This window comes from Brevibacillus sp. BC25 (assembly GCF_000282075.1).
GTDB lineage: Bacteria > Bacillota > Bacilli > Brevibacillales > Brevibacillaceae > Brevibacillus.
In genome coordinates, this window is sequence record NZ_AKIX01000098.1 from 15,845 (window position 1) to 38,027 (window position 22,183).

20 protein-coding genes and 1 pseudogene are annotated in these 22,183 nt (G+C 47.7%); 16 read left to right on the top strand and 5 right to left on the bottom strand.

Going from position 1 to position 22,183, the window contains the following annotated elements; all coding sequences use genetic code 11:
• Window positions 1–184 precede the first annotated feature (184 nt).
• A pseudogene (locus PMI05_RS31430) lies at window positions 185–286 on the bottom strand (glutamine amidotransferase); the annotation flags it as partial.
• Window positions 287–556: 270 nt separating this feature from the next.
• Between PMI05_RS31430 and PMI05_RS31825 the strand changes: the two are divergent.
• The gene (locus PMI05_RS31825; protein ID WP_369751240.1) at window positions 557–646 is read left to right on the top strand and encodes a DNA translocase FtsK; all 90 of its coding nucleotides are present in this window, start codon (window positions 557–559) and stop codon (window positions 644–646) included.
• A gap of 572 nt (window positions 647–1,218) precedes the next feature.
• The gene (locus PMI05_RS22850; protein ID WP_052006450.1) at window positions 1,219–3,426 is read left to right on the top strand and encodes a glycosyl hydrolase family 18 protein; all 2,208 of its coding nucleotides are present in this window, start codon (window positions 1,219–1,221) and stop codon (window positions 3,424–3,426) included.
• A 250-nt stretch (window positions 3,427–3,676) separates the two neighbouring features.
• On the opposite strand, the gene PMI05_RS22855 is transcribed toward PMI05_RS22850, so the two are convergent.
• On the bottom strand, window positions 3,677–3,919 hold the full coding sequence (locus PMI05_RS22855; protein ID WP_007726902.1) for a hypothetical protein: 243 nt from the start codon (window positions 3,917–3,919) through the stop codon (window positions 3,677–3,679).
• Window positions 3,920–4,092: 173 nt separating this feature from the next.
• Window positions 4,093–4,554: a hypothetical protein gene (locus PMI05_RS22860; RefSeq protein WP_007726905.1), complete on the bottom strand. Its 462-nt coding sequence runs from the start codon at window positions 4,552–4,554 to the stop codon at window positions 4,093–4,095.
• A gap of 184 nt (window positions 4,555–4,738) precedes the next feature.
• On the opposite strand from PMI05_RS22860, the gene PMI05_RS22865 reads away from it, so the two are divergent.
• The 13 genes from PMI05_RS22865 (at window position 4,739) to PMI05_RS22925 (ending at window position 18,063) form a co-directional block, all read left to right on the top strand.
• A complete protein-coding gene (locus PMI05_RS22865) occupies window positions 4,739–5,944 on the top strand; it encodes an ROK family transcriptional regulator (protein ID WP_007726907.1) in 1,206 nt (401 codons plus the stop codon).
• Between the two features lie 153 nt (window positions 5,945–6,097).
• The gene (locus PMI05_RS22870; protein ID WP_007726909.1) at window positions 6,098–7,378 is read left to right on the top strand and encodes a sugar ABC transporter substrate-binding protein; all 1,281 of its coding nucleotides are present in this window, start codon (window positions 6,098–6,100) and stop codon (window positions 7,376–7,378) included.
• A gap of 71 nt (window positions 7,379–7,449) precedes the next feature.
• On the top strand, window positions 7,450–8,409 hold the full coding sequence (locus tag PMI05_RS22875) for a carbohydrate ABC transporter permease (protein ID WP_081496865.1): 960 nt from the start codon (window positions 7,450–7,452) through the stop codon (window positions 8,407–8,409).
• A 30-nt stretch (window positions 8,410–8,439) separates the two neighbouring features.
• Window positions 8,440–9,282, top strand: a complete 843-nt coding sequence (locus PMI05_RS22880; protein WP_007726913.1) for a carbohydrate ABC transporter permease — start codon at window positions 8,440–8,442, stop codon at window positions 9,280–9,282.
• Window positions 9,283–9,310: 28 nt separating this feature from the next.
• Window positions 9,311–10,300, top strand: coding sequence for a Gfo/Idh/MocA family protein (locus PMI05_RS22885; protein ID WP_007726915.1), 990 nt, complete (start codon window positions 9,311–9,313; stop codon window positions 10,298–10,300).
• Between the two features lie 13 nt (window positions 10,301–10,313).
• On the top strand, window positions 10,314–11,288 hold the full coding sequence (locus PMI05_RS22890; RefSeq protein ID WP_007726917.1) for a Gfo/Idh/MocA family protein: 975 nt from the start codon (window positions 10,314–10,316) through the stop codon (window positions 11,286–11,288).
• A 15-nt stretch (window positions 11,289–11,303) separates the two neighbouring features.
• Entirely contained in the window at window positions 11,304–12,278 is a 975-nt protein-coding gene (locus tag PMI05_RS22895; RefSeq protein ID WP_007726919.1) for a Gfo/Idh/MocA family protein, read from the top strand.
• Window positions 12,279–12,283: 5 nt separating this feature from the next.
• Window positions 12,284–13,108 (top strand): sugar phosphate isomerase/epimerase, encoded by an 825-nt coding sequence (locus tag PMI05_RS22900; RefSeq protein WP_007726922.1) that lies wholly within the window; start codon window positions 12,284–12,286, stop codon window positions 13,106–13,108.
• Between the two features lie 27 nt (window positions 13,109–13,135).
• A complete protein-coding gene (locus PMI05_RS22905; RefSeq protein ID WP_007726923.1) occupies window positions 13,136–14,122 on the top strand; it encodes an ROK family protein in 987 nt (328 codons plus the stop codon).
• Between the two features lie 163 nt (window positions 14,123–14,285).
• Window positions 14,286–14,510 (top strand): hypothetical protein, encoded by a 225-nt coding sequence (locus PMI05_RS31435; RefSeq protein ID WP_007726924.1) that lies wholly within the window; start codon window positions 14,286–14,288, stop codon window positions 14,508–14,510.
• Between the two features lie 270 nt (window positions 14,511–14,780).
• The gene (locus PMI05_RS22915; RefSeq protein ID WP_007726926.1) at window positions 14,781–15,833 is read left to right on the top strand and encodes a hypothetical protein; all 1,053 of its coding nucleotides are present in this window, start codon (window positions 14,781–14,783) and stop codon (window positions 15,831–15,833) included.
• Between the two features lie 133 nt (window positions 15,834–15,966).
• Entirely contained in the window at window positions 15,967–16,881 is a 915-nt protein-coding gene (gene cysK / locus PMI05_RS22920) for a cysteine synthase A (protein WP_007726936.1), read from the top strand.
• 15 nt (window positions 16,882–16,896) lie between these two features.
• A complete protein-coding gene (locus tag PMI05_RS22925; protein WP_007726938.1) occupies window positions 16,897–18,063 on the top strand; it encodes an FAD-dependent monooxygenase in 1,167 nt (388 codons plus the stop codon).
• A gap of 58 nt (window positions 18,064–18,121) precedes the next feature.
• Here PMI05_RS22925 and PMI05_RS22930 read toward each other — a convergent pair whose 3' ends face one another.
• Window positions 18,122–19,306 (bottom strand): amidohydrolase, encoded by a 1,185-nt coding sequence (locus tag PMI05_RS22930; RefSeq protein ID WP_007726939.1) that lies wholly within the window; start codon window positions 19,304–19,306, stop codon window positions 18,122–18,124.
• A gap of 241 nt (window positions 19,307–19,547) precedes the next feature.
• Here PMI05_RS22930 and PMI05_RS22935 point away from each other — a divergent pair, with 241 nt between their 5' ends.
• A complete protein-coding gene (locus tag PMI05_RS22935; RefSeq protein WP_007726948.1) occupies window positions 19,548–20,879 on the top strand; it encodes a sensor histidine kinase in 1,332 nt (443 codons plus the stop codon).
• A gap of 76 nt (window positions 20,880–20,955) precedes the next feature.
• Here PMI05_RS22935 and PMI05_RS22940 read toward each other — a convergent pair whose 3' ends face one another.
• Complete coding sequence (locus tag PMI05_RS22940; RefSeq protein WP_007726953.1) at window positions 20,956–22,143, bottom strand: MFS transporter; 1,188 nt, start codon at window positions 22,141–22,143, stop codon at window positions 20,956–20,958.
• Window positions 22,144–22,183 lie beyond the last annotated feature (40 nt).

A 22,183-nucleotide genomic window follows, 5' to 3' on the forward strand; every position in this document is an offset into this window, starting at 1 on the left:
TACTAAAATACCAATATATACCATCCTATCACAAAATCGATCCTCGTAACTTTAGAAGAAATTGTCGAATAGCGGTTAAAATTGACAATATTTTGAATAGCTGAAGAAGGTGCATATGGAGGCAGTTGTGAGATTTGGCCAGATGAGAGCGTTAAAAGAATGGAAAAGCACCCAATATGGAAGGCTCCAATGCTCCGCTTCCACTCGCGGTAATTAGATTCTCGTCACGGACAGATTGAGCATCTACATAATGTTGATCTCCTCTGTAATTTGGAGATCCATGCTTCTCTGCATTCGGTTACTGCATTGGAAAAAAACGGGCTGGACGCCTCCTGGATGGTAGGGAATGGAACCAGTTTCCCGGAGCAATTTAACACAAGAGAAAAAAAGTAAAATAGAGCCCTTCCTAATTTCGGAGGACTCGTCAAAAGTAATCCAACCTTCACCTGGTCTCGCAGTTTCAAGGATACCATATTTATATCCGGGTCGACTGATGTAAAAGCCTGCTGATTGTTGTAAAAAAGCTCCTTCATCGGAAGCGCAAAGAATCGGTTATATCTACGGAGCGCACATTGTGGATCGGATGGAGAAAGAGGGATTGGTTTCTCCGTACAGTGGAGTTCAACCAAGAGAAGTCTATATTTAACACAACAATCGATGGATAAACGATAGTGGAAGGCAATAAAAGAAGCGCTAAGGCTTCCATACCTTAGCGCTCGTGCTCAGTATCATACGGTTTGCCCAAGATTGTTGCATGGAGATTACGCTTAACCGTGATAGAACAAGTATCATTTGACATGCCTGTCCCACCCAGAATTTTGGCTAAACGATCGCATAAACTTTTCGGTATCTTCAAGTGTGATCCTCCTTTTCTTGTTTTAATGCATTCTATGTAGAAGAGAATAAGAGGTTCTGGACAGAGGTAAAAAAGGGTGCATGTACAAGTGAATATAATAGTAATGAGATTACTATGCAAAACATTACTATCGAAAGGTGGAGTGAAGATGGATGCGATTCAATTGCCAGTAGTCGAACTCGTTCGACTTGGTGAACGAGAGATTTGAACCCAGTCTCCCCATCCTCTCTTTTCTTCCCTTGGTCGGAAGGAAGGGTTTTTTTATGTTCTTTTGTACTGAATTACCCTTTTATTACCATTTATGTAAATACATTAGCATATCGTGATATAAGTCGTAATAAGATGGATTTGTAACAAAATCCATGAAGATCGAGAGGGATACTATGAAATTCAAGAAATGTGTTAGGAATGTGCTAATGGTAGGTGCCCTGCTTGTCACCTCCGTATTGCCAATGGCGGCACAGGCGGCGCAAGCAGAGGAAAATCAAGCGGAGGCGACAGCGGTATCCAATTACAAAATTATTGGCTACTATCCCTCATGGGGGGCTTATGGACGAAACTACAATGTAACGGATATCGATCCCAATAAAGTAACGCATATTAACTACGCATTTGCGGATATTTGCTGGAATGGCAGACACGGCAACCCAGATCCAACGGGGCCCAATCCACAAACTTGGGCTTGCCAGAATGAAGTAGGCAATATTAATGCCCCGAATGGTACGGTTGTTCTCGGAGATCCATGGATTGATGTGCAAAAGTCCTTTCCAGGAGATACGTGGGATCAGCCGATCCGCGGGAATTTGAATCAATTGGCAAAATTGAAGCAAAAAAACCCTCAATTGAAGACATTGATATCGATCGGGGGCTGGACGTGGTCCAATCGCTTCTCTGATGTAGCGGCAGATCCGGCTGCACGTCAAGTATTTGCACAGTCCTCGGTAGATTTTATCCGGAAATATCAGATGGATGGGGTCGATCTCGATTGGGAGTACCCAGTTGAAGGAGGCTTGCCTGGAAACAGCAAACGTCCAGAAGATAAGCAAAATTATACATTGTTGCTACAGGCTGTCAGAGACAAACTCGATGCGGCTGAGTTAACGGATGGCAAACAGTACTATTTGACGATTGCCTCTGGTGCCAGCCCTAGTTATGCAGCAAATACAGAGCTTGGAAATATTGCCCGGGTTGTGGATTGGATCAATATTATGACCTACGACTTCTATGGAGCCTTCCAAAAGCAGACTGGACATAACGCGCCGTTGGCCTATGATCCGGCAGCAGGAGCAGCTGGTTTGCCGAATGCTCAAACCTATAATATCCAAACAGCTGTAGAGGGTCATCTTCGTGACGGTGTTCCTGCCAGCAAGCTCGTTCTCGGACTTCCGTTTTACGGAAGGGGCTGGTCGGGTTGCGGAACGGCTAACAATGGAGAATATCAAAATTGCACTGGGCCTTCAGGAGGAACGTGGGAACCTGGCATGCTTGACTTCACGGATATCCAAAATAATTATGTGAACAAAAATGGCTTCACACGCCACTGGAATGACGCGGCAAAAGTGCCTTACCTCTTCAACCCGGCTTCGAAAACATATATTAGCTATGACGATGTGACTTCGATCGGACACAAAACTTCTTTTATTACTTCCAAAGGGCTGGCAGGCGCAATGTTCTGGGAATTTAGCGGAGACCGTAACAAGGTTCTGCTAGACAAAGTGAATGGCGATCTTCTGGGCGGGACAGCTCCAGTCGACAACGTACCGCCGACAGCACCAGCTAACCTCCAATCGACTGCAAAAACAGCTATAAGTGTTAGTCTGAGTTGGGGAGCTGCTACCGACAATGTAGGGGTTACTGGCTATGAAGTATACAATGGCACTCAGCTTGCGAAAACGGTAACCGGTACAAATACGACGATTAGCGGGCTTACAGCTGGCACTGCGTACCAATTCACAGTGAAGGCGAAAGATGCAGCGGGTAATTCCTCAGTAGCAAGCAATGAGGTAACGGTAACGACGGATACGATTCAGCCAGACAACCAACCTCCAAGCACACCTACCAATCTAGCCGTAACAGGGAAAACAGGCACGAGTATCAGCCTGAGCTGGGCTGCTTCTACAGACAATATCGCGGTGACGAATTACGAGGTTTACAACGGGACAGCATTAGCAGCGGATGTAACGACTACGACTGCAACTGTCACAGGACTCACGCCTAACACGTCTTATACCTTCTCTGTGGTAGCGAAGGATGCAGCAGGTAATTCTTCACAGAAGAGCATCGAGGTCGTAGGTGTAACAGATGCTGCAAATCCGGGAACTCCAGCATGGGCGCCAAATGTAAGCTACGTGCCTGGTGACCTGGTTAGCTATCAAGGCAAGGTATACAAATGTCTGCAACCACACACTTCCCTCGTAGGTTGGGAGCCAACGAATGTAGCGGCTCTCTGGCAAGTTCAACAGCAAGCGGCAGTAGAAGCAGTTGATGGTTATGTAGATGAGGATATTTTGGAGGAAACCGAAGGAACAGAAGAAACGCCAGAAACAGAAGGAAATGCAGATACCCAATAAGTAGGGAAGGGGCTGTCCCTCTAGTCATGAAAATGACGGAGGAACAGCCCCTATTTGTTCGTTTGGAAATTAAGCAAAGGCTTTTAACAGTTGGAGGACTAATGGAATGAGATCTCCAATAAAAGTAAGAATCGCAATTGCAGTATTCATAGAAGCCCCTCCTTAAAATTCCAAATTCACAATTATTATATTAATGTTCATAATAGTAATCAAGAAATATTTCCCACTTATGTCGAATTGATAAAGTGGCTTATGTAAAAAAGTGATAGAATGCGTTGATAACAATAACGATTTGTAATGCAACCAGTCCCAAAATAATAACAGCCCAGTCTCTGTTCTTTTTCCATTCCAATACGCCTTTCGAGGTACAGACAACGACAAGGCCTACCAATGCTAATAGCTGAAAGAAAGCGACACTTGTCAGTAGTGCTAAAATTACAATGACAACAACAACAGTTGCAGTCGCTTTAAACCAAAAGGGATGCTCACTCATACTAACGCCCCATTCACCGTTTTGTAAATTTTAACATACATAAGAAATAAGCCAAGCCATAAGGCCCAGCTAGAGAATTATAGGAAAAGCAAAGGGGGCATCCCTGGTGAGTTTTATACCTACGGGTCCACAGAATAAGAATAAAGCAAGAAGAACCTCCTTTTTCTAACGGTTTAAGGGAGGTTCTTTTGGTTATAAGTATTGGCAATCTCCACCAGCTTGGTTTCCACATCTTCCTCATAATAAAAATGGTACGTTAGTTCATAGTGGGTGGAGCCGTTTTTCCAGATGAGAGTGGCTAATGGGCCGTTGTAACCGAACTTGGCAGTGCCATTCTTTAGTGGAATGGTTTTCGTTTCATCGTAGCCTCCTATAAAGTCTCCAGAACTATTGGAATCCAAGGTGAGATAGGCGCCTAAAGCGATATGCTCTTCTGGAACATAGGTTAGCGTTAATACCTCGTCCTGTCGCGTCAATCTTAAATTTTTGAAGCGAGGAAACGTCTTTTGCAGAAAGGAGTAGGTATGAACCGGTGAAGCGGATACGACTGGAGTAGCCGAAGCTTCAAAAGAGTCATAGCTATCTGAGAACAGCAAGTACAGGGAGAAAAAGCTGATAAGGGATATGGATATCATAAGGTCACCTCATACAGGTTTTGGCAAAATAAGTATATCAGCTTGATTATTGGGAAAGGAATATGGAATATTCAATCAGAAAAAGTTGATTGAAATCTAAGAAAAAACGAAATTGACACAAAATACAAAATTCAGTATGATCACTTTATAAAGTCATTGGAAAAATAAAGGATGAACGAATACGATGCGCAGAACTGGAGATCTGAAACTAATCCAAGAGCTCAATCGCTTTATTATACTCGACACCATTCGCCAGTTTGGGCCCATCTCGCGAAGTGATATCGCCAAAAAGCAGGGCATCAGTCCAACTACAGTCACCTCGGCAGTCAATGAGCTGATCCGTGACGGCATGGTTGCAGAAGATGGAACAGGTGAGTCAAAGGGTGGCCGTAAGCCGATTATGGTTCGCTTCTGTCCAGACGGGAAGTTTTTGATTGGCGTCTCTATTACGAATACAGCGATTACAATTGCTGAAATGAATTTGGAAGCGGCTACAAAGCAAAAGAAAATCTATCCAGTAAAAGCTGGTCTAGTGAGTGACCTGATTATCCAATATGTGTTGGATTCGATCGAGGACTTTCTCCAGTCAGTGGATGATGTCAGCCGTTGTCTGGGCATTTCCATCATCGCACCAGGGATTGTCGATGCAGCGAGTGGGGTCATCCGCTTTAACTCCAAGCTGCGCTTGCATGATGTTCCGTTAAAGGACATGGCAGAAGAGCGTTTTGGACTAAACACATGGCTCGACAATGATGCCAATGCAATCGCCCTGGCAGAAAAAAACTTCGGTGGTGGACTGAATGCTGACAATCTCCTGTTTGTTACAGTAGGAGAAGGGGTTGGTTCGGGTCTCGTTGTAAACGGTTCCATCTTCCGCGGAAGCCGAGGTGGAGCAGGTGAATTCGGGCATACGACAGTCGATCGAAGTGGGATGCGGTGTGACTGCGGCAACGTCGGCTGTTTGGAAAACTACGTGGCGTGGCCAGCCATTTACTCAGGCATACTGTCCGCCGTTACACGCGGAAAAGAGACGCTCGTCATGGATTTGGCTGACGGAGATATGACAAGAATCACATTTGATGTCTTTCGCCAAGCACTGCATCAAGGGGATCAAGTATGCCAAGACATCGTCGATGAAATCGCTTCGTACATGTCGATCGGGATTGTGAATCTGGTGAATTTGTTCAACCCGAGCCTGATTATTCTGGGTGGAGAAATGATCCGGGACAACCAAGTGTTGTTTGAGCGCATCCAAAAACAAGTGATGGCTCAAGCGATGGGGACGATGGTCGAAGGGCTGGAATTCCGTCCAACTGTATTAGGGGCTGATTTCGAGGTCAAGGCTGCTGCTGCTGTTTTGTTACAAGAGGTTTTTCACTTCAGCTTGTAACATCTTTTTTACATACTTTATTTGGTCATTGGAAAAAGAAAGTTCAACCCATCCAAAATCGTTGAAAGGGGGCGAGTCGAAAAGGGGAGCGTGTAGTTTTGGGCAATATTTTGGGGGTAATAGAGGAGAACGTAAATCGAGGAGGGATTTCTGATGAAGAAGTTGGTTTCGATTGCAATGGCTGCTCTCTTGGTAGCAGTGGCAGGATGTTCGGGCGGCGGGCAGAGCTCTGCACCAGCTGGAACGACTGGCAGTGCTGCTTCAGGCGAAAAGGTAACGCTCACATATGCGCTGTGGGACAAAAACCAAATGCCTGCGATGGAGGAAATCGCGAAAAAGTTTAACGAAAAGAACCCGAACGTGGACATCAAGATCGAGCTAACTCCTAACAAGCAATACTGGACAAAGATGGAGGCAGCCGCAACGGGTGGCACCTTGCCGGACATTTTTTGGATTAATGGTCCACGTATTATTAAATACGCAGCGAATGACATGCTATTGCCGATTACAGATCAAATCAAGGCAGATGGCATCGATCTGAACAATTATCCGAAAGCTCTCGTTGATCTCTACACCTACGATGGACAAAACTACGCGCTACCAAAAGATTTCGACACCATTGGCCTTTGGTACAACAAGAAGCTGTTTGACGACGCAAAAGTACCGTATCCAGACGAAACCTGGGATTGGAACAAGCTGAAGGAAGCAGCAAAGCAACTGACTGATGAGAAAAAAGGCGTTTGGGGAATTGCAGCGCCTCCTTATGGACAAGACGGTTTCTATAACACGATCTATCAAAGTGGTGGCTATATCATTTCGGAAGACAAGAAAACGTCCGGCTATGACAAACCGGAAACGATCGAAGGCCTCAAGTTTTGGACAGACCTGATCAACGAAAAATCATCGCCAACAGCAGCGCAATTGTCCGAAACAGAGGCAACACAGCTATTTGAATCAGGCAAGATCGCGATGATGTACAACGGATCATGGATGGCATCCGCTTTTAATAAGAATGAGTATACAAAGGACAAAGTGGACGTGACGTATCTTCCAAAAGGGAAAGAGAACACAAGCGTCATTCACGGCCTGGGCAACGTGATTTCGGCTAATACCAAACATCCGAAGGAAGCATGGGAATTCGTGAAATTCTTGGGCTCGAAAGAAGGGGCAGAAATCCTGGCAAAATCGGGTGCTGCGATTCCGGCATTTAACGGAACACAGGATACATGGGTACAATCCATGCCGAACTTTAATCTGAAAATTTTTATTGATCAGGCAGCTGCGGCGAAACCATATCCGATCTCGAAGGACACGGCAAAATGGGCCAAGTTGGAAACAGAGCTCATGACCAAGGCTTGGGCTGGACAAATGAGCGTAGAGGATGCTTCCAAAGAGCTCGCACAAAAAATGAATGAAATGCTTAGCCAAGAATAAAAGCTCCATGATGGATGGCTTCGCATCATGGACGAGGCCATCCTTTTTTGAAAAGCTTATGTAAGGAGGGAATGAATGCGATGAGCAGCCAGTTGCAGCCTGAAATGCACGCCGCCGTTCAGCCAAAAGCGAAAAAATCGTTGAATCGCATGAAGAGAAGTGATTGGTTCTGGGCGTATCTCATGATTGCTCCCACACTGATCGGGTTGAGTGTCTTCTACTTATGGCCGATTGTACAAACCATTTATTTGAGCTTTACCAAATGGGGAGGATTTGGCAAGTACAAGTGGGCTGGCTTACATAATTACGAGTTGTTGTTCAAGGACCCTTACTTGTGGATCGCGCTGAAAAACACACTGATTTATACAGTGATCGCAGTTCCTGTCGGTATCGCAATCTCCATTTTTATCGCTGTGTTGCTTAATCAGAAAATTAAGGGGATTACGATTTATCGCACCCTTTACTTCCTGCCCGTTGTGACGATGGCGGCAGCGGTGGCGATGGTGTGGAGATGGTTGTACAACGCTGACTACGGTCTGATCAATTATTTGCTGGGATTGGTAGGTATTGAGGGCCCACGCTGGATATCTGATCCCGCCATTGCTCTGTATGCAGTGATTATCGTTGCCGTTTGGAGCTCTATCGGATACAACATGGTGATTTTTCTGGCCGGACTGCAAGGTATTCCGAGAAGCTATTACGAAGCGGCAGAAATTGACGGAGCGGGACCGGTTCGCATGTTTTTCAAGATTACGTTGCCGTTGTTGACTCCTTCGATCTTTTTTGTCAGTATCACTTCCTTGATTGGGGCTTTTCAAGTATTTGACCTGATTTATCTGATGCTCGGAAGCAAAATGGGCAATCCGGCGACTGAGCAAACGCAGACGATGGCGTATTTGTTCTTTACGAATGGATTTGAATCAGGGAACGGTGGCTATGCGGCCGCAGTTGCTGTCGTGCTTCTGGTGATGATCCTGATTGTTACCGCTATTCAAATGAAATTGCAGAAAAAATGGGTTCACTATGATTAATCAAAGCTGAACAGACGGGAGGGATATGGAATGAGTGTTTATACGAGTCGGAACAAAATGGGCAAGAAGTTGTTGATTCATCTGTTGTTGATTGCAGGTGCTCTCGTGATGATTGCGCCATTCGTCTGGATGGTTCTCACTTCTCTCAAGTCACTAGGCGAATCGACACAGGTGCCACCGGTCATTTTGCCGACCAAGTATCAATGGGAGAATTACACCCATATTTTTGAGATGCTGCCCTTCTTGGACTTTTATTGGAATACCGTAATCACAACCGTGGCGAAGGTAGTCGGACAAGTATTCCTTTGCTCGCTTGCGGCGTACGCATTCGCGCGAATTGAATTTCCAGGGCGAAACGCCTTGTTCATCCTGTTCTTGACCGTTTTGATGGTGCCAGGTCAGGTGTTTCTTCTCCCGCAATTTATGATCATGAAAGAGCTTGGCTGGCTGAATACGTTGACAGCATTGATTGTACCGGGATTGTTCAGTGCATTCGGTACGTTTCTTCTACGTCAGTTTTTCATGTCGCTGCCAAAAGAACTGGAAGAAGCGGCGAAGCTCGATGGCTGCAACCATTTTCAGATTTACTGGAGAATTATGCTGCCGCTGGCGAGGCCCGGCTTGATCGCACTCGCCATTTTCGTAGCGTTGTGGTCTTGGAACGACCTGATGTGGCCGCTGATCGTCAACAGCACGCCTGATAAAATGCCGCTCTCCGCTGGTTTGGCGTACTTGACGGGCGAGCATACCAATCTGACGAACTACCCGATTTTGATGGCGGGCTCCGTTCTTGCCATTTGGCCGATGATCATCGTCTTTATTTTCTTGCAGAAGCATTTTGTCGAGGGAATTACCCTAACTGGGTCCAAATAGACTTTTTCCCAAAAGGAGTGAAACCATTATGCATCATGTTCTGGTAATCGGAGCAGGAACCATGGGGACTGTTCACGCGAAATCGTATGCTGCCATGGAAAACGTCAAGCTGGTCGGGATCGTCGATATCCGCAGCGAGAGAGGAAAAGAGCTGGCAGCCGAGACAAAAACAGAATGGTTTGAAAGCTATGAAGAGGCTATGGAAAAATTGGCGCAGGTCGACATTGTAGACGTGTGTTTGCCTACGTACCTTCATAAGACTTATGTGAAAAAGGCTGCGGATGCAGGCAAGCATGTCATTTGCGAAAAGCCATTGGCTCGTGATAAAGAAGAGGCTCGTTTTATTGTTGATTATTGCCGGGAGAAGAACGTCAAGCTGTTCGTTGGACATGTCCTGCGCTTCTTCCCGGAGTATGAAAAGTCCCGTCAGCTGGTTAATGATGGTGCGATTGGTAACGTTGGTGTGGCACGTACGTTCCGGGGTGGTATTTTCCCAACTGCGTGGAACGACTGGTACGCGGACTACAAAAACAGTGGCAGCCTTGTATTAGATATGATCATTCACGATTTTGACTTTTTGCGTTGGTGCTTCGGGGATGTGGAGCGTGTGTACGCGAAAGGATTGCTTGGTCGAGGTTTTGCCCGGATGGATTACGCACTGGTTACGCTTCGCTTCAAGAACGGCATGATTGCACATGTGGAAGGCTCGTGGGCACATGAAGGCTTCGCGATGAAAATGGAGCTGGCAGGCAAGGAAGGTATCATTTCCTATGACAGCTCGAAGGAAAAACCGTTAGTGGCGGTTAATCGCTCGAAGCAAGCAGGCATGAGCGGAGTCGCAGTTCCGGAGAGTCCGTTGCGTGAAAACCCGTATTTCAGAGAACTGAAGCACTTCATCGAGTGTATCGACCGTGATCTGGAGCCACTCGTGACGGCAGAAGACGCCGTGAAAGCGGTAGAAATCGCTCGTGCTGCACTTGTGTCAATCGAAACGGGTAAACCCGTAACTTTGGTGTAGGAGGGGACAGGACATGAAACTCGGAATCATCAGTGTTGCACACATGCATGCATACAGCTATGCAAATGCGGTTGCGAAATTAGATGGGGTTCAATTAGTCGGGGTAGCAGACGAGGATGAAGTGCGTGGAAAGGCGGCGGCTGAAAAGTTTGGCGTTCCGTTCTTCGCTAATTATCATGAGTTGCTCGCAACGGATATCGATGCGGTCATCGTCACCTCGGAAAACGCCAAGCACCAAGAGCATACGTTAGCGGCAGCGAAGGCTGGCAAGCACATCTTGTGCGAAAAACCGCTGGCGACAACAGCAGAGGCTGCTCAAGATATGATCGACTTTTGCCGCGAACAGGGCGTCATTTTGCAGACGGCATTCCCAGTGCGATTCCATCCGGCTGTTGTTCGAGCAAAGCAATTGGTGGAGCAAGGCAAGGTCGGACGTATCATGGCGATCCGGGGTACGAACCGTGGACAAAACCCTGGTGGTTGGTTCGTCGATCCGGCGAAATCCGGCGGAGGTGCAGTGATCGATCACACGGTTCACGTTGTTGATTTGATGCGCTGGTTCATGGACTCTGAAGTACGTGAGGTTTACGCGGAGATAGACAGCAAGTTTTCCGATACGCCGATTGATGATTGCGGCATTTTGACCATGGAATTTGAGAACGGGGTATTTGCCACACTCGATTGCAGCTGGTCTCGCAACAAGACCTTCCCGACATGGGGAGACGTGACGATGGAAATTATCGGGACAGAAGGGACCATCTCGCTCGACGCTTTTTCTCAAAAGCTGGATGTCTATTCCAATGAAAGAGGCTTGAAGTGGGTCAACTGGGGCGATGACATGGACAGTCAATTGATCAAGGATTTCGTCACCAGCGTGCGTGAAAAGAAAGCGCCGTCGATTACGGGTGAAGACGGCTTGCGAGCTGTGGAAGTAGCACTCGCCGCTTATCAATCCGCTGAACAGAAGCAACCAGTCGTATTACGCTAGGACGGTGAATGACGCATGAGTGTACGTGTAGGCATGATCGGCGTAGGTGGAATCGGGCAGCATCATCTGAAAGGCTTATTGACGGACGATAGGGTAAAGGTCGTTGCAGTGTGCGACGTGAACGAAGAGGTGGCTGCAGAGACTGCTGAGCGCATTGGTGCGCATGGCTACACCTCTTGGCATGAGCTAGTAGAGACAGAAAAGCTGGATGCTTTGTTTGTGTGCGTCCCACCTTTTGCGCATGAAGAGATTGAGGAAACGGCGGCTGCGAAAGGGATTCATCTGTTTGTGGAAAAGCCAATTGGGCTCGACATACAGAAAGTGAACGAAAAGCAAGCAGCGATTGAAAAGGCAGGGATTATCACCGCCACTGGATATTGCCTGCGCTATCTCGATATCGTGCAGGAAGCAAAAGCGTACTTGGAAGGCAAGTCGATTGCACTCGTTCGCGGCCATTATTTGACCAAGTTCGTCACGACACCTTGGTGGAGGGAAATGGGCAAGTCAGGTGGACAGCTTGTCGAGCAGGCGACACATACGCTGGATATGATGCGGTATTTGGCCGGAGATATCGAGAAGGTCTATGCGCAGATGGCCTTGCTCGTCTCGCGTGACATTCCAAACATCGATATTCCAGACGTGACTTCCATCAGTATGGTGTTTCAGTCAGGGGCGCTAGGACATCTGGATACGTGCTTCATCCAGCCGGATCACCGTACAAATGTAGAAATCTTGGGCAAAGATTTCCGCGTCATGATTGACGGGAAGAAATTAGCGATCATGGATGAGCAGGGAGCGCGTACGAAAGCGAGCACTGTGGATATGTACGTGGAGCAAGACCGTGCGTTTATTACAGCGATTTTGACAGGGGATCGCAGCTTGATTCTGTCGCCGTATGAATCAGCGAGAAAGACGCTAGAAGTAACGTTGGCAGCGAATCAATCGGCACAAGAAGGAAAGCCTGTCACTATTTTGAGAAAAGGGGAGTGAGGCGCATGGCTTTTCAAAAGGGAATCAATGCTTGGTGCTTCCCAAAGGAAACGAGCGTACAAGAAATGTTTCGCCAGGCGAAAGCACATGGCTATCAAGGGGTAGAACTGAATTTGGACGAGGGAGATGCTCCCTTTCATCTAGAGATGACAGAGCAGGAATTGAAGGGGCTGGCAGACGAGGCTCGTGAGCTCGGTCTGGAGCTGCCAAGCGTCTCTACTGCCCTTTTATGGAAATATCCGTTGACACACAATGAGGAAGCGATCCGCGAGCAAGGCATCCGTGTTGTCGAGAAAATGATAGAGTCGGCAAGCATTTTTGGCTCACGGACCGTTCTCGTCGTCCCAGGTCTCGTAACGGCTGAGGTGTCGTATGATACGGCCTACGAGCGGGCGGGTGAAGCATTGCAGCGCTTGGCAAAGAAGGCGGAGCAGCATCAGGTATACATCGGGGTAGAAAACGTATGGAACAAGTTTTTGCTCAGTCCACTGGAGATGGCCCGCTTGATCGATGAAGTAGACAATCCTTGGGTAGGCGCTTATTTTGATGTAGGCAACGTGCTGCAATTCGGTTTTCCTGAGCAATGGATTCGCATTTTGGGCAAGAGAATCCAAGCTATTCACGTCAAAGATTTCAAGACGTCGACAGGCAACATCACGGGTTTCGTACCGCTGCTCGCTGGCGATATTCCATGGAACCGCGTGGTGGAAGCGTTGCGTGAGATCGGGTATGAAGGCTACATCATCCCGGAAATCTCGCCATACAGCCAGTTGCCTGAGCAATTGATCGCGCATACGTCCCAAGCGTTGGACGCCATCTTTCAATCGTGAATGGACAACAAGGATGTGAAGCGGAAGATGAATCAAGACAAACCATATGCCATCGGGATTGATCTGGGTGGTACAAAAATCATAGCCGCGATCGTCGACCAGCATGGCAACATCCTCAGGCAGGCGAACGCAGCGACTCAAACAGAAGAGGCAGCTCAGGCAGTCATCGGACGCATCGGTGATTTGGTGCAGACTGTCCTAGAGGATAGCGGAATCAATCTCTCTCGCATTCGCGGGATCGGGATTGCAACTGCGGGAATTATTGATACCCAGCGCCAAATGGTCATTTTTGCGAGCAATCTAAACTGGAGCGATGTGCCGATCGGCGCGATTCTTCAGGAGCGGTTCGGAGTAGCCGTGCAATTGATCAATGATGCCAATGCAGCAGCGGTAGCAGAATGGGCGTTTGGAAGTGCACGAGGCACGAAAGACTTGATCTATGTAACGGTCAGTACGGGTGTTGGTGCTGGCATTATCAGTGGAGGACGGTTGATTACAGGTGTTGGCGATAGTGCTGGGGAGTTCGGGCATATTTCGCTTGATCCCGAAGGACCGCTGTGCGTGTGTGGGAATAGAGGGTGCTTGGAAAATTACACGTCTGGGCTGGCTTTGGCAAGTAGAGCCAGGGAACAGCTTCTACAAGGTGTTACAAGCTCGTTACTCGTTGAAAATGGGAATGACCTGAGCAGGATAACGGCTAGAGAGGTCGGAGAGGCAGCAGTTCGCGGAGATTTGCTCAGCATGACCTTGATGAAGGAAGCAGGTTATTATCTCGGGGTTGGACTGACTAATCTGATCCACCTGTTCAATCCACAGGTGATCGTCATGGGTGGCGGTGTGATGAAGAACGGACAGCTGCTGCTTGCAGAAGCGAAGAACGTCATTCGCGAGCGCTCTATCTCTCGGATGGCAAATCAAGCGAGCATCCAGTTGACGACAATTGGAGCGGAAGCAGGGGTGCTCGGTGCAGCAGGCATGTATTATCCATCCGAGCGTGAAATGGTTGAGGTATAACGGAATGAAAGTGAGAGAAGCCGATGTTTGGTAGACATCGGCTTTTTCCTGTTCCCTGTGCAGTACGAGTCATAGGAGTCTAGACCTAGATTCTATCTATTGGTAAAATATTGATTGGGAAAATCCCCACATAACATGATAGAGAGACTGACGAAGGGGTATCATGGTAGAGGTCAAAACAGCAAAAGTAGCGAAGAAGCCCGGATTTTTCAAAGAACTCCTTACTTTTTTATTGGTAGTTGCCATCATCTTCGGAATTGCCAGCGGTGCTATTTTCTATTTATCTGGGAAAAACCTTGATGATGGTGTATTTGCAATAGGTTTAGTTCCAAAAAACTCGGGATTATTTGCATTAACCAAATGGATATGGGAATTGCGAGATTGGTAACTTGCCGGCTGGAGAATATCATCAGAAATTGGGATTCATTTGTAAGAATTAGTCTATTACATTACAAATATGAACTCTCTACGATTACAATCGAAGAAAATCAAATACTCGATTTCAGTCGCGATTTTGGTAATACGTTCTATTAATCTTGTTTTGGCCTTTAGACTCATAGGGTTTACCACCGCGATTCATGTATATTAGAACTATGGCACGTTTTGGCAGGAAAAACAGGTCAAACGTAATAGAAATTGTGGGTAAAGGGGTCTCAGCATGAAGGGAAAAAACAAAAGCATCATGATCGTCATGGCTCTGGTCATCGTCGCATTGCTGGGATACGCAGGCTATCGTTTCCTTGGTCCTGTGACACTGGCGGAAGGGTATTTGTACGAAGACGATACACGCATGCTATACACAAGTGTCACGGTGAATAACGAGAAAGTAAACGTTGAAATGACGGACTCCATCGTCGAAACGGAAGACAGCATCCCTTTTCTAAAAACAGAGTCGATCTTGCTGGAGGGAACGATGGATGGGAAGCAGCTGACTCTCAAAAATCCGGCAACTGGTCAGGATATCATCGGCACAGTGAACGGTGACGAGCTCCAATTTGACGGCCTGCTTATGGAAGAGAATAAGGGACAGACGAGTCTTGTTGCCACAAACAAAAGCGCGTACGAAAGCAAATTGGCGACATTAACCAAGCGCATCCACGAGGAAGCCGAAGTAAAAAAGAAAGAAGTAGCAGAACAAAGAGTCAAAGAAGCAGCGCGTGTCGACTTCGCCAAAAAAGTAGAACAGACAGGGAAGCTAGAGGCTGATCTGATAGAAACGGCAAAGTATTTGGACGAGCTGCAATTTACGGATGAAGCGCAGTTTTCAAACGATCAAATAGCGGAGCTGCAAAGACTGTTGGAAGAGATTCGGACCTATTCGACGCAGCCAGGCTTGAGCAAGATGGAATTCGAGGTCATGCAAGGAACACTTGGCAGTATGAAGGTGTTGGTCGATGGGATGAACACCATGGATGGTTCGATCCAGGATAAAAACAAAAACATGCAGGAAATGATCGCCATCATGGAGACCGACATGAAGGATCTCCAAACGATTTGGGCGGAAATCAAAGCGAGCGTGCCGGATGCCGAGAAAAGGGAAAAAGCAATCAATGCGGCCATCAAGACGGCCACTGAATCCATCGCGCAGGCGAAGAAGCGCCAAGGCTCGGTAGACAAAAGCGGACAAGCAAAAGTGAAAGAAACCGCGAACAGCCTGTATCAACAAGCGGCGAATGTACTAAACCAGACAAAAGCAAAGTATGGTTTTTAGACAGGAACAAGGCTCTCATTCGAGAGCTTTTTCCCATTTGAGCACCCATATCGTTTTCAGGTCGGAAAAATTGTATTATTCTTATAGTATTACTAAGAGATAATCATAAGGCAAATTTTCCAGGAGGAGTACGATGAGCGTCTACCAGAACATTACCGAATTGATTGGAAATACGCCGATTGTTCGACTGAGGCGCATGGTTCCTGAAGGAGCAGCAGAAGTTTTTGTGAAGTTGGAGAAATTCAATCCGTCCGGGAGTGTGAAGGACCGCGCTGCCTACAATCTGATTTTGACGGCTGAGCAAGCAGGGCTGATCCAACCGGGGGATACGATCATAGAGCCGACGAGCGGCAATACGGGAATCGGCTTGGCGATGAATGCCGCAGCAAAAGGCTATCGCGCGATTTTGGTCATGCCTGACAATATGTCGAAGGAACGGATCAATATATTGAAAGCGTATGGGGCAGAGGTTGTCTTGACTCCGAGCGAGCTGAGGATGCCGGGGGCGATTGCCAAAGCGCAGGAGCTGCAAAAAGAGATTCCGCGCAGCTTTATTCCTCAACAATTCGAGAATCAGGCAAACCCAGACATCCATCGAACGACGACAGCTAAGGAAATTTTTTCGCAAACGAATGGTCAATTGGATGCTTTTGTCGCCACAGCTGGGACGGGCGGAACGATTACCGGAACAGGCGAAGCGTTGCGGGAAAAGCTCCCGGAGCTGTATATCGCTGTCGTCGAACCAAAAGGCTCCCCGGTTCTATCTGGCGGAAAGCCTGGTCCACATAAACTGGTCGGCACGAGCCCTGGTTTTGTTCCACAAATCCTCAATACAAGCGTTTATAATGAAATCATTCAAATCGCAGACGAAGACGCCCTACAAAGCATGCGGCAGCTTGCAGCGTTGGAAGGGATTCTCGTCGGACCTTCATCGGGTGCCTCGGTCTTTGCTGCCATCACGATTGCCAAAAGGATGGGAGTAGGTAAGCGGGTCGTTTGCATTGCGCCTGACACGGGGGAGCGGTATTTGAGTATGAATCTTTTCTAATTAGGAGAAAAGGCGATGAACAACGAAAAACACGCGCTGATCATCGGGGCAGGCTTGAGCGGGCTTGCATCGGCGCTTGTCTTGAAGCAAAAGGGTTGGCAAGTGACGCTTTATGAGCAGGCAAAGGAGCATAAAGGCATCGGTGCTGGAATCGTTTTGGCAGCCAATGCCATGAAGGCATTGGATAAGCTGGGAGTTGGACAGGAAGTACGCGAGCTTGGGGCAGCTGTCCGTTCAGCAAGGATTCGGGACTGGAAGGGAAACTTGTTAGTCGAGTTGCCTGTCGCGGAACAAGCAGATCGGTATGGGGCTGACAGCTACTTGATTCATCGGGCTGATCTACAGCAGGCTCTTTTGGCGAAAATCTCGACGCATGAATTGGTTCTCGGCAAGCAGTTCGTTTCTTTTTCTCAAGAAGAAGGAAGGGTACATGCCGCTTTTGCAGATGGGTCAAGTACACATGGAACGATTCTGGTCGGAGCGGACGGGATTCACTCTCATGTACGGAAGAGACTGTTCGGTGAAGAGTCGATGAGATACTCCGGGTACACGGCGATTCGCGGGATTGCTACTTACCAAGACCCTCGTTATCCGCTGGAATCAGGAGGCGGCTTTGAAGCATGGGGCAGGGGGATTCGTTTCGGGTTTTCCCATATCGGCAACAATCGAATTCATTGGTTTGCCGCCATCAATGCACCTGAGGGAGAAAAAGATGGGCCGCTGGGCCGGAAGCGAGAGATGTTGCACCGACTTGACGGCTGGTATGAGCCAGTACGTGCAGTGATTGAGGCGACAGAGGATGCAGCCATCTTGCGGCATGATATATACGACCGTGCACCACTCAGGAGATGGAGTCAGGGCCGGGTTACATTAGTAGGCGATGCGGCACATCCGATGCTGCCGAATCTGGGGCAAGGGGCGGGTCAGGGAATGGAAGACGCACTCGTTCTGGCCAGATGCTTGGCAGTGGCAGATAATACGGACTCGGCCCACGCTTTGCACATGTATGAAGAGCTACGGAAGAAGCGGGCGAATGCGATTGTGAAAGGTTCCCGCTTGATGGGGGCAGTCACCCAATGGGAAAATCCGCTGGCCATCGCGGCTCGTCATTTCCTGCTAAAAACGATCCCAGCTCGTATCCAGAGCAGAAGACTGGACTGGATTGTTGGACACGAGGTGTGAATATGGCGGCAGAAAAAAGGCAAGGTGCATGAGGCCCTTGCCTTTCAACTTTGTTCGCTTATTGATGACGTGCCTGATAGGCAAGCAACGCTGCAATGAATAACTGACCGGTTTGAATCATGGAGCGCTCATCGACATCGAATTTGGGATGGTGATGCGGATACGTCGCCTGGATCTCCGGGTTGCGTCCACCGACCATGAAGAAGGTAGCGGGGCGCTCTTGGGCAAAGTAAGCAAAATCCTCTCCGCCCATACCTGGTGGGATTTTCAATACGCGTTCCTCACCAAAAATCCGTTTGGCTTCTGCTACAAAAAGCGGAGTCTCTGTCTCATCGTTCCAAGTAGCTGGGTAACCGCGTTGATACATGATTTCGCAAGTAGCGCCTACGGCCTGGCAGCTGGCTTCCACGATGCGTTTCAGAGATTGCTCGACCGCGACTCTCACTTCCTCGTCATATGTGCGGGCTGTGCCCTTTAGCTTTACTTGATCAGGGATGACGTTGAACGCCTCGCCCCCGCCCACGAAGGAGCAAACAGACAGAACGACTTGTTTCAGCGGATCTACCTGACGGCTGGCAATCTGCTGCAAATTCATGACAACCTGACTACCCAATACGATTGGATCAACGGAGGTATGAGGATAAGCACCGTGTCCTCCTTTTCCGTACAAGACGATCTCGAAGCTGTCTGCTGCGGCCGTAATGTAGCCATGACCAATCCCGACAGTGCCTACGGGAAGCTCGGAGGCAACGTGCGCGCCATACACGACATCGACACCTTCGAGGCAACCCGCCTCTACCATGGCTTTGGCGCCACCAGGTGGCAGCTCTTCCGCGAACTGATGCAGGAATACCACATTTCCTGGGAGCTCATCACGGAATTCGCTCAACACTCGTGCGACTCCCAAAAGTCCGGAGGTATGTATATCGTGACCGCAAGCATGCATAACGCCTGGAATGCGGGACTTATACGGTACTTCTTTTTCATCTTGAATGGGCAAGGCATCGAAGTCAGCGCGCAACGCAACTGTTTTTCCTGGCTTTCCACCCCTCAGGAGACCGACAACACCCATGCCGCCGACACCGGTTTGGACTTCTATACCAAAAGAAGCCAGTTTGTCTGCTACTTTCTTCGCTGTGTTTTCCTCCTGAAAGGAAAGCTCGGGATACATATGCAAATCACGTCTGAATGTAACAAGCTCTGGATAAATTTCCTGCAGCCGGGCAAACCATTTTTCTTCCATCGAACCCACTCCTTTTTCCTAGGGAAAGAGATTGGTATTTCGTATTCGCCTTATTATAAAAATATTCCGAATCATAATTCAATGTATGATTTCGAGAAGTATAATGAAGCTGAATTCATATTATGTAGACATTTCCAGTAGAAATCTCTAGAATATTAGAGAGACATGTTCAAAAAGTCGTGTTTTTAGTACAGCTGCGTAATCAAAAGACGACTTTTTGAACAGATGGATTGAGGAGATTATGACGAGTCCAACACACCCAAAAAACCCCAGAGTTCTAATCATTATGCTCGTTTCTAGCATCCTTGTTTTGATCTTGACTTGTGTAAGCATCGCGATTTCTTATTTCAATACGATTCAATCCGTCCGACTCTCCATTGCGAATCAAAGCATGAAAGCTGCCTCTACAGTAGCAGACAGTCTAGATGTTGACGCGTATCAGGAGTTTTTACGAAATCCGGTAAAAGGGACCCCCGCCTATAAACGAATCGAACAGCAATTGAATCAAGCGCGTGAGCAGTTCGGTCTGCTGTATTTATACACGATTCAAATCAGTGAAGACAGGCAGAGTGGTCGCGCGATGATCGTCGCAAGGCCTCCAAATGCGAAGCAAACTTTTGATATCGGTATGCCTATTGTTCTATCTTCTAAGCACATTCAAATGATTTACGAAGGATCATCAACGTACTACTCAGATATTATCAGGGATCCAAATTACGGGGTCTACTTGTCTGCTGGCGCGCCGCTTAGAGATAGAGAAGGAAGAATCATCGGAATCATCGGAGTAGATACGGACGTAGCCATCGTCGAGGACATTGGAGATGATGTCGTTCGTAGCAGCATTCCTGTTTTTGCGATTCAAGGTTTGTTTGTCGTCGTACTGATCTTCCTGGTTCTTTGCATGGAACGCTGGTACCAACGTGCCATCAAGGCAGCAGTTGACGAGACGGAAGAAACCTATCAGGATGAATTGCGCTCAGTCATTTGTTCGATGCGCTCCATACGCCATGATTTCGTCAATCACATGCAAGTGCTCTATGGTTTGATCGAATGCGGATATTATCCAAAAGCACGAGATTACGTGCAGTCGTTGCTGAAAGAAACCAAGCTTTTGGACCTCACCGTGAGGTTTGCGAATCCTGCCTTAATGGTATTGCTTCACACCAAATGGGAGCAGGCTAAATCCAAACAAATCGTGATGCAATTTGAAGAATGTTCTGATCCAATCGACAGCATTCCTTCCATTGATCTGATCAAAATTTTATCGAATCTTATTGATAATGCGATTGAAGCGGCTGAGTTAGCGAATGGGGAAAAGCGGGTCAGCCTTTATTTTTGTTGTGATGAAGAACACGTTATTTTCCAAGTGGAAAATACAGGACCAGAAATATCGCCAGAACAACGTGCTCGTATTTTCGAGAAGGGCTATACAACGAAAACAGAGAAAAAGTGTGGCTCGCGTGGAACGGGTCTGACGATCGTAGATTCAGTTGTTCACAAGTACAAGGGGAAAATTGAGGTTTGGTCCGAGCAAGGAATCACGAGATTTACCGTCCGGTTGCCAGTGAAATAGGCAAGTAACGAAAACGATTCTAGGATGATAAGAAAAAGCCGTCAAATAGTTGACGGCTTTTTGCTTTTGCGAGTCGTTATGCATTTTGACCTGCCGCAGGCTGCGCTACTTGGCTTTCCTGTGCTTGAAATGGACGTGAGATTGAGTAGAAGGCAAATCCGAACGAAAGCAGGACGAACACGGCTCCAACCCAAGGCGTGTAGATGACAGATGACCGCTCGACGACGAGACCGCCAGCCAGAGAGCCAAGGGCGATACCTAAGTGCTGGGCAGAAGTATTCAAGCTTAATTGAATGTCTGCGGTAGCAGGTGAGCAGGAGATCAAATAGTTTTGCTGTGCTGGAGAAATAGCCCAGCTAAGCGCACTCCAGATTACCATGATCGGCAAGAACAAATAAAGCGAGCCTGTAAAAAACGGCAAGACACACATGATCAAGCCAAACACTGGAATGATGAACAGAATGCTCTTGGTTGCTCCCCATTTGTCTGAGATCCAACCGCCAATACCACCGCCTGCAACGGCAGCAATCCCGAACAAGAGATAAATCCAGCTCAGTGTCGTTGCGTCCACATTCATCGTCGTTTGCAGATAAGGGGTAAAGTATGCGTACAGCGTCAAGTGACCTGTCAGCATTAACAAGACGATAAACAATGCGCTGAATAGCTTGCCGCTACGGAGGGTAGACATTTGATCACGTAGCGGAATGGGAGGTGCAGTCTGAACTTTTGGCAAAAACAAGAGGATAAAAATCATCGCGACAATACTAAGAGCCGCAATTAGCCAAAACGGGGCACGCCATCCGAAGGCATTCCCCAGAGCCAATCCGACAGGGACGCCGAGTACGAGCGAACCGCTAATACCCATGAAAATAACGCCAATGGCACGGCCGCGATAAGCCGGTTCCACAAGACTTGTCGCAATGGTAATCGACAGCACAATCAGGATGGAACTGCTTGCTGCACTCAAGATGCGCGCCGTCATTAATACAGCGTAGCTCGGACTAAGTGCCGCGAGCACATTACTCAGGAAAAAGGCCGCTAATGCATACATGTATAGCTTTTTGCGCTCGACACGCCTCGTCACATGCAGGAGCAGAGGAGCGGCAATGGCAAATGCAAGGGAGAATATGGTGATCAATTGTCCGGCAGCGCTAATCGATACCTGAAGATCACGAGCAATCAGATCGAGCGTACCACCGATAATCAATTCCACCGTACCTACAACAAAGGTAGCAATCGCTAAGATGAAGACACGTGGATTCAAAACAATAGCTCCTCTCTGGTAAAAAGGTTACTACCATAAT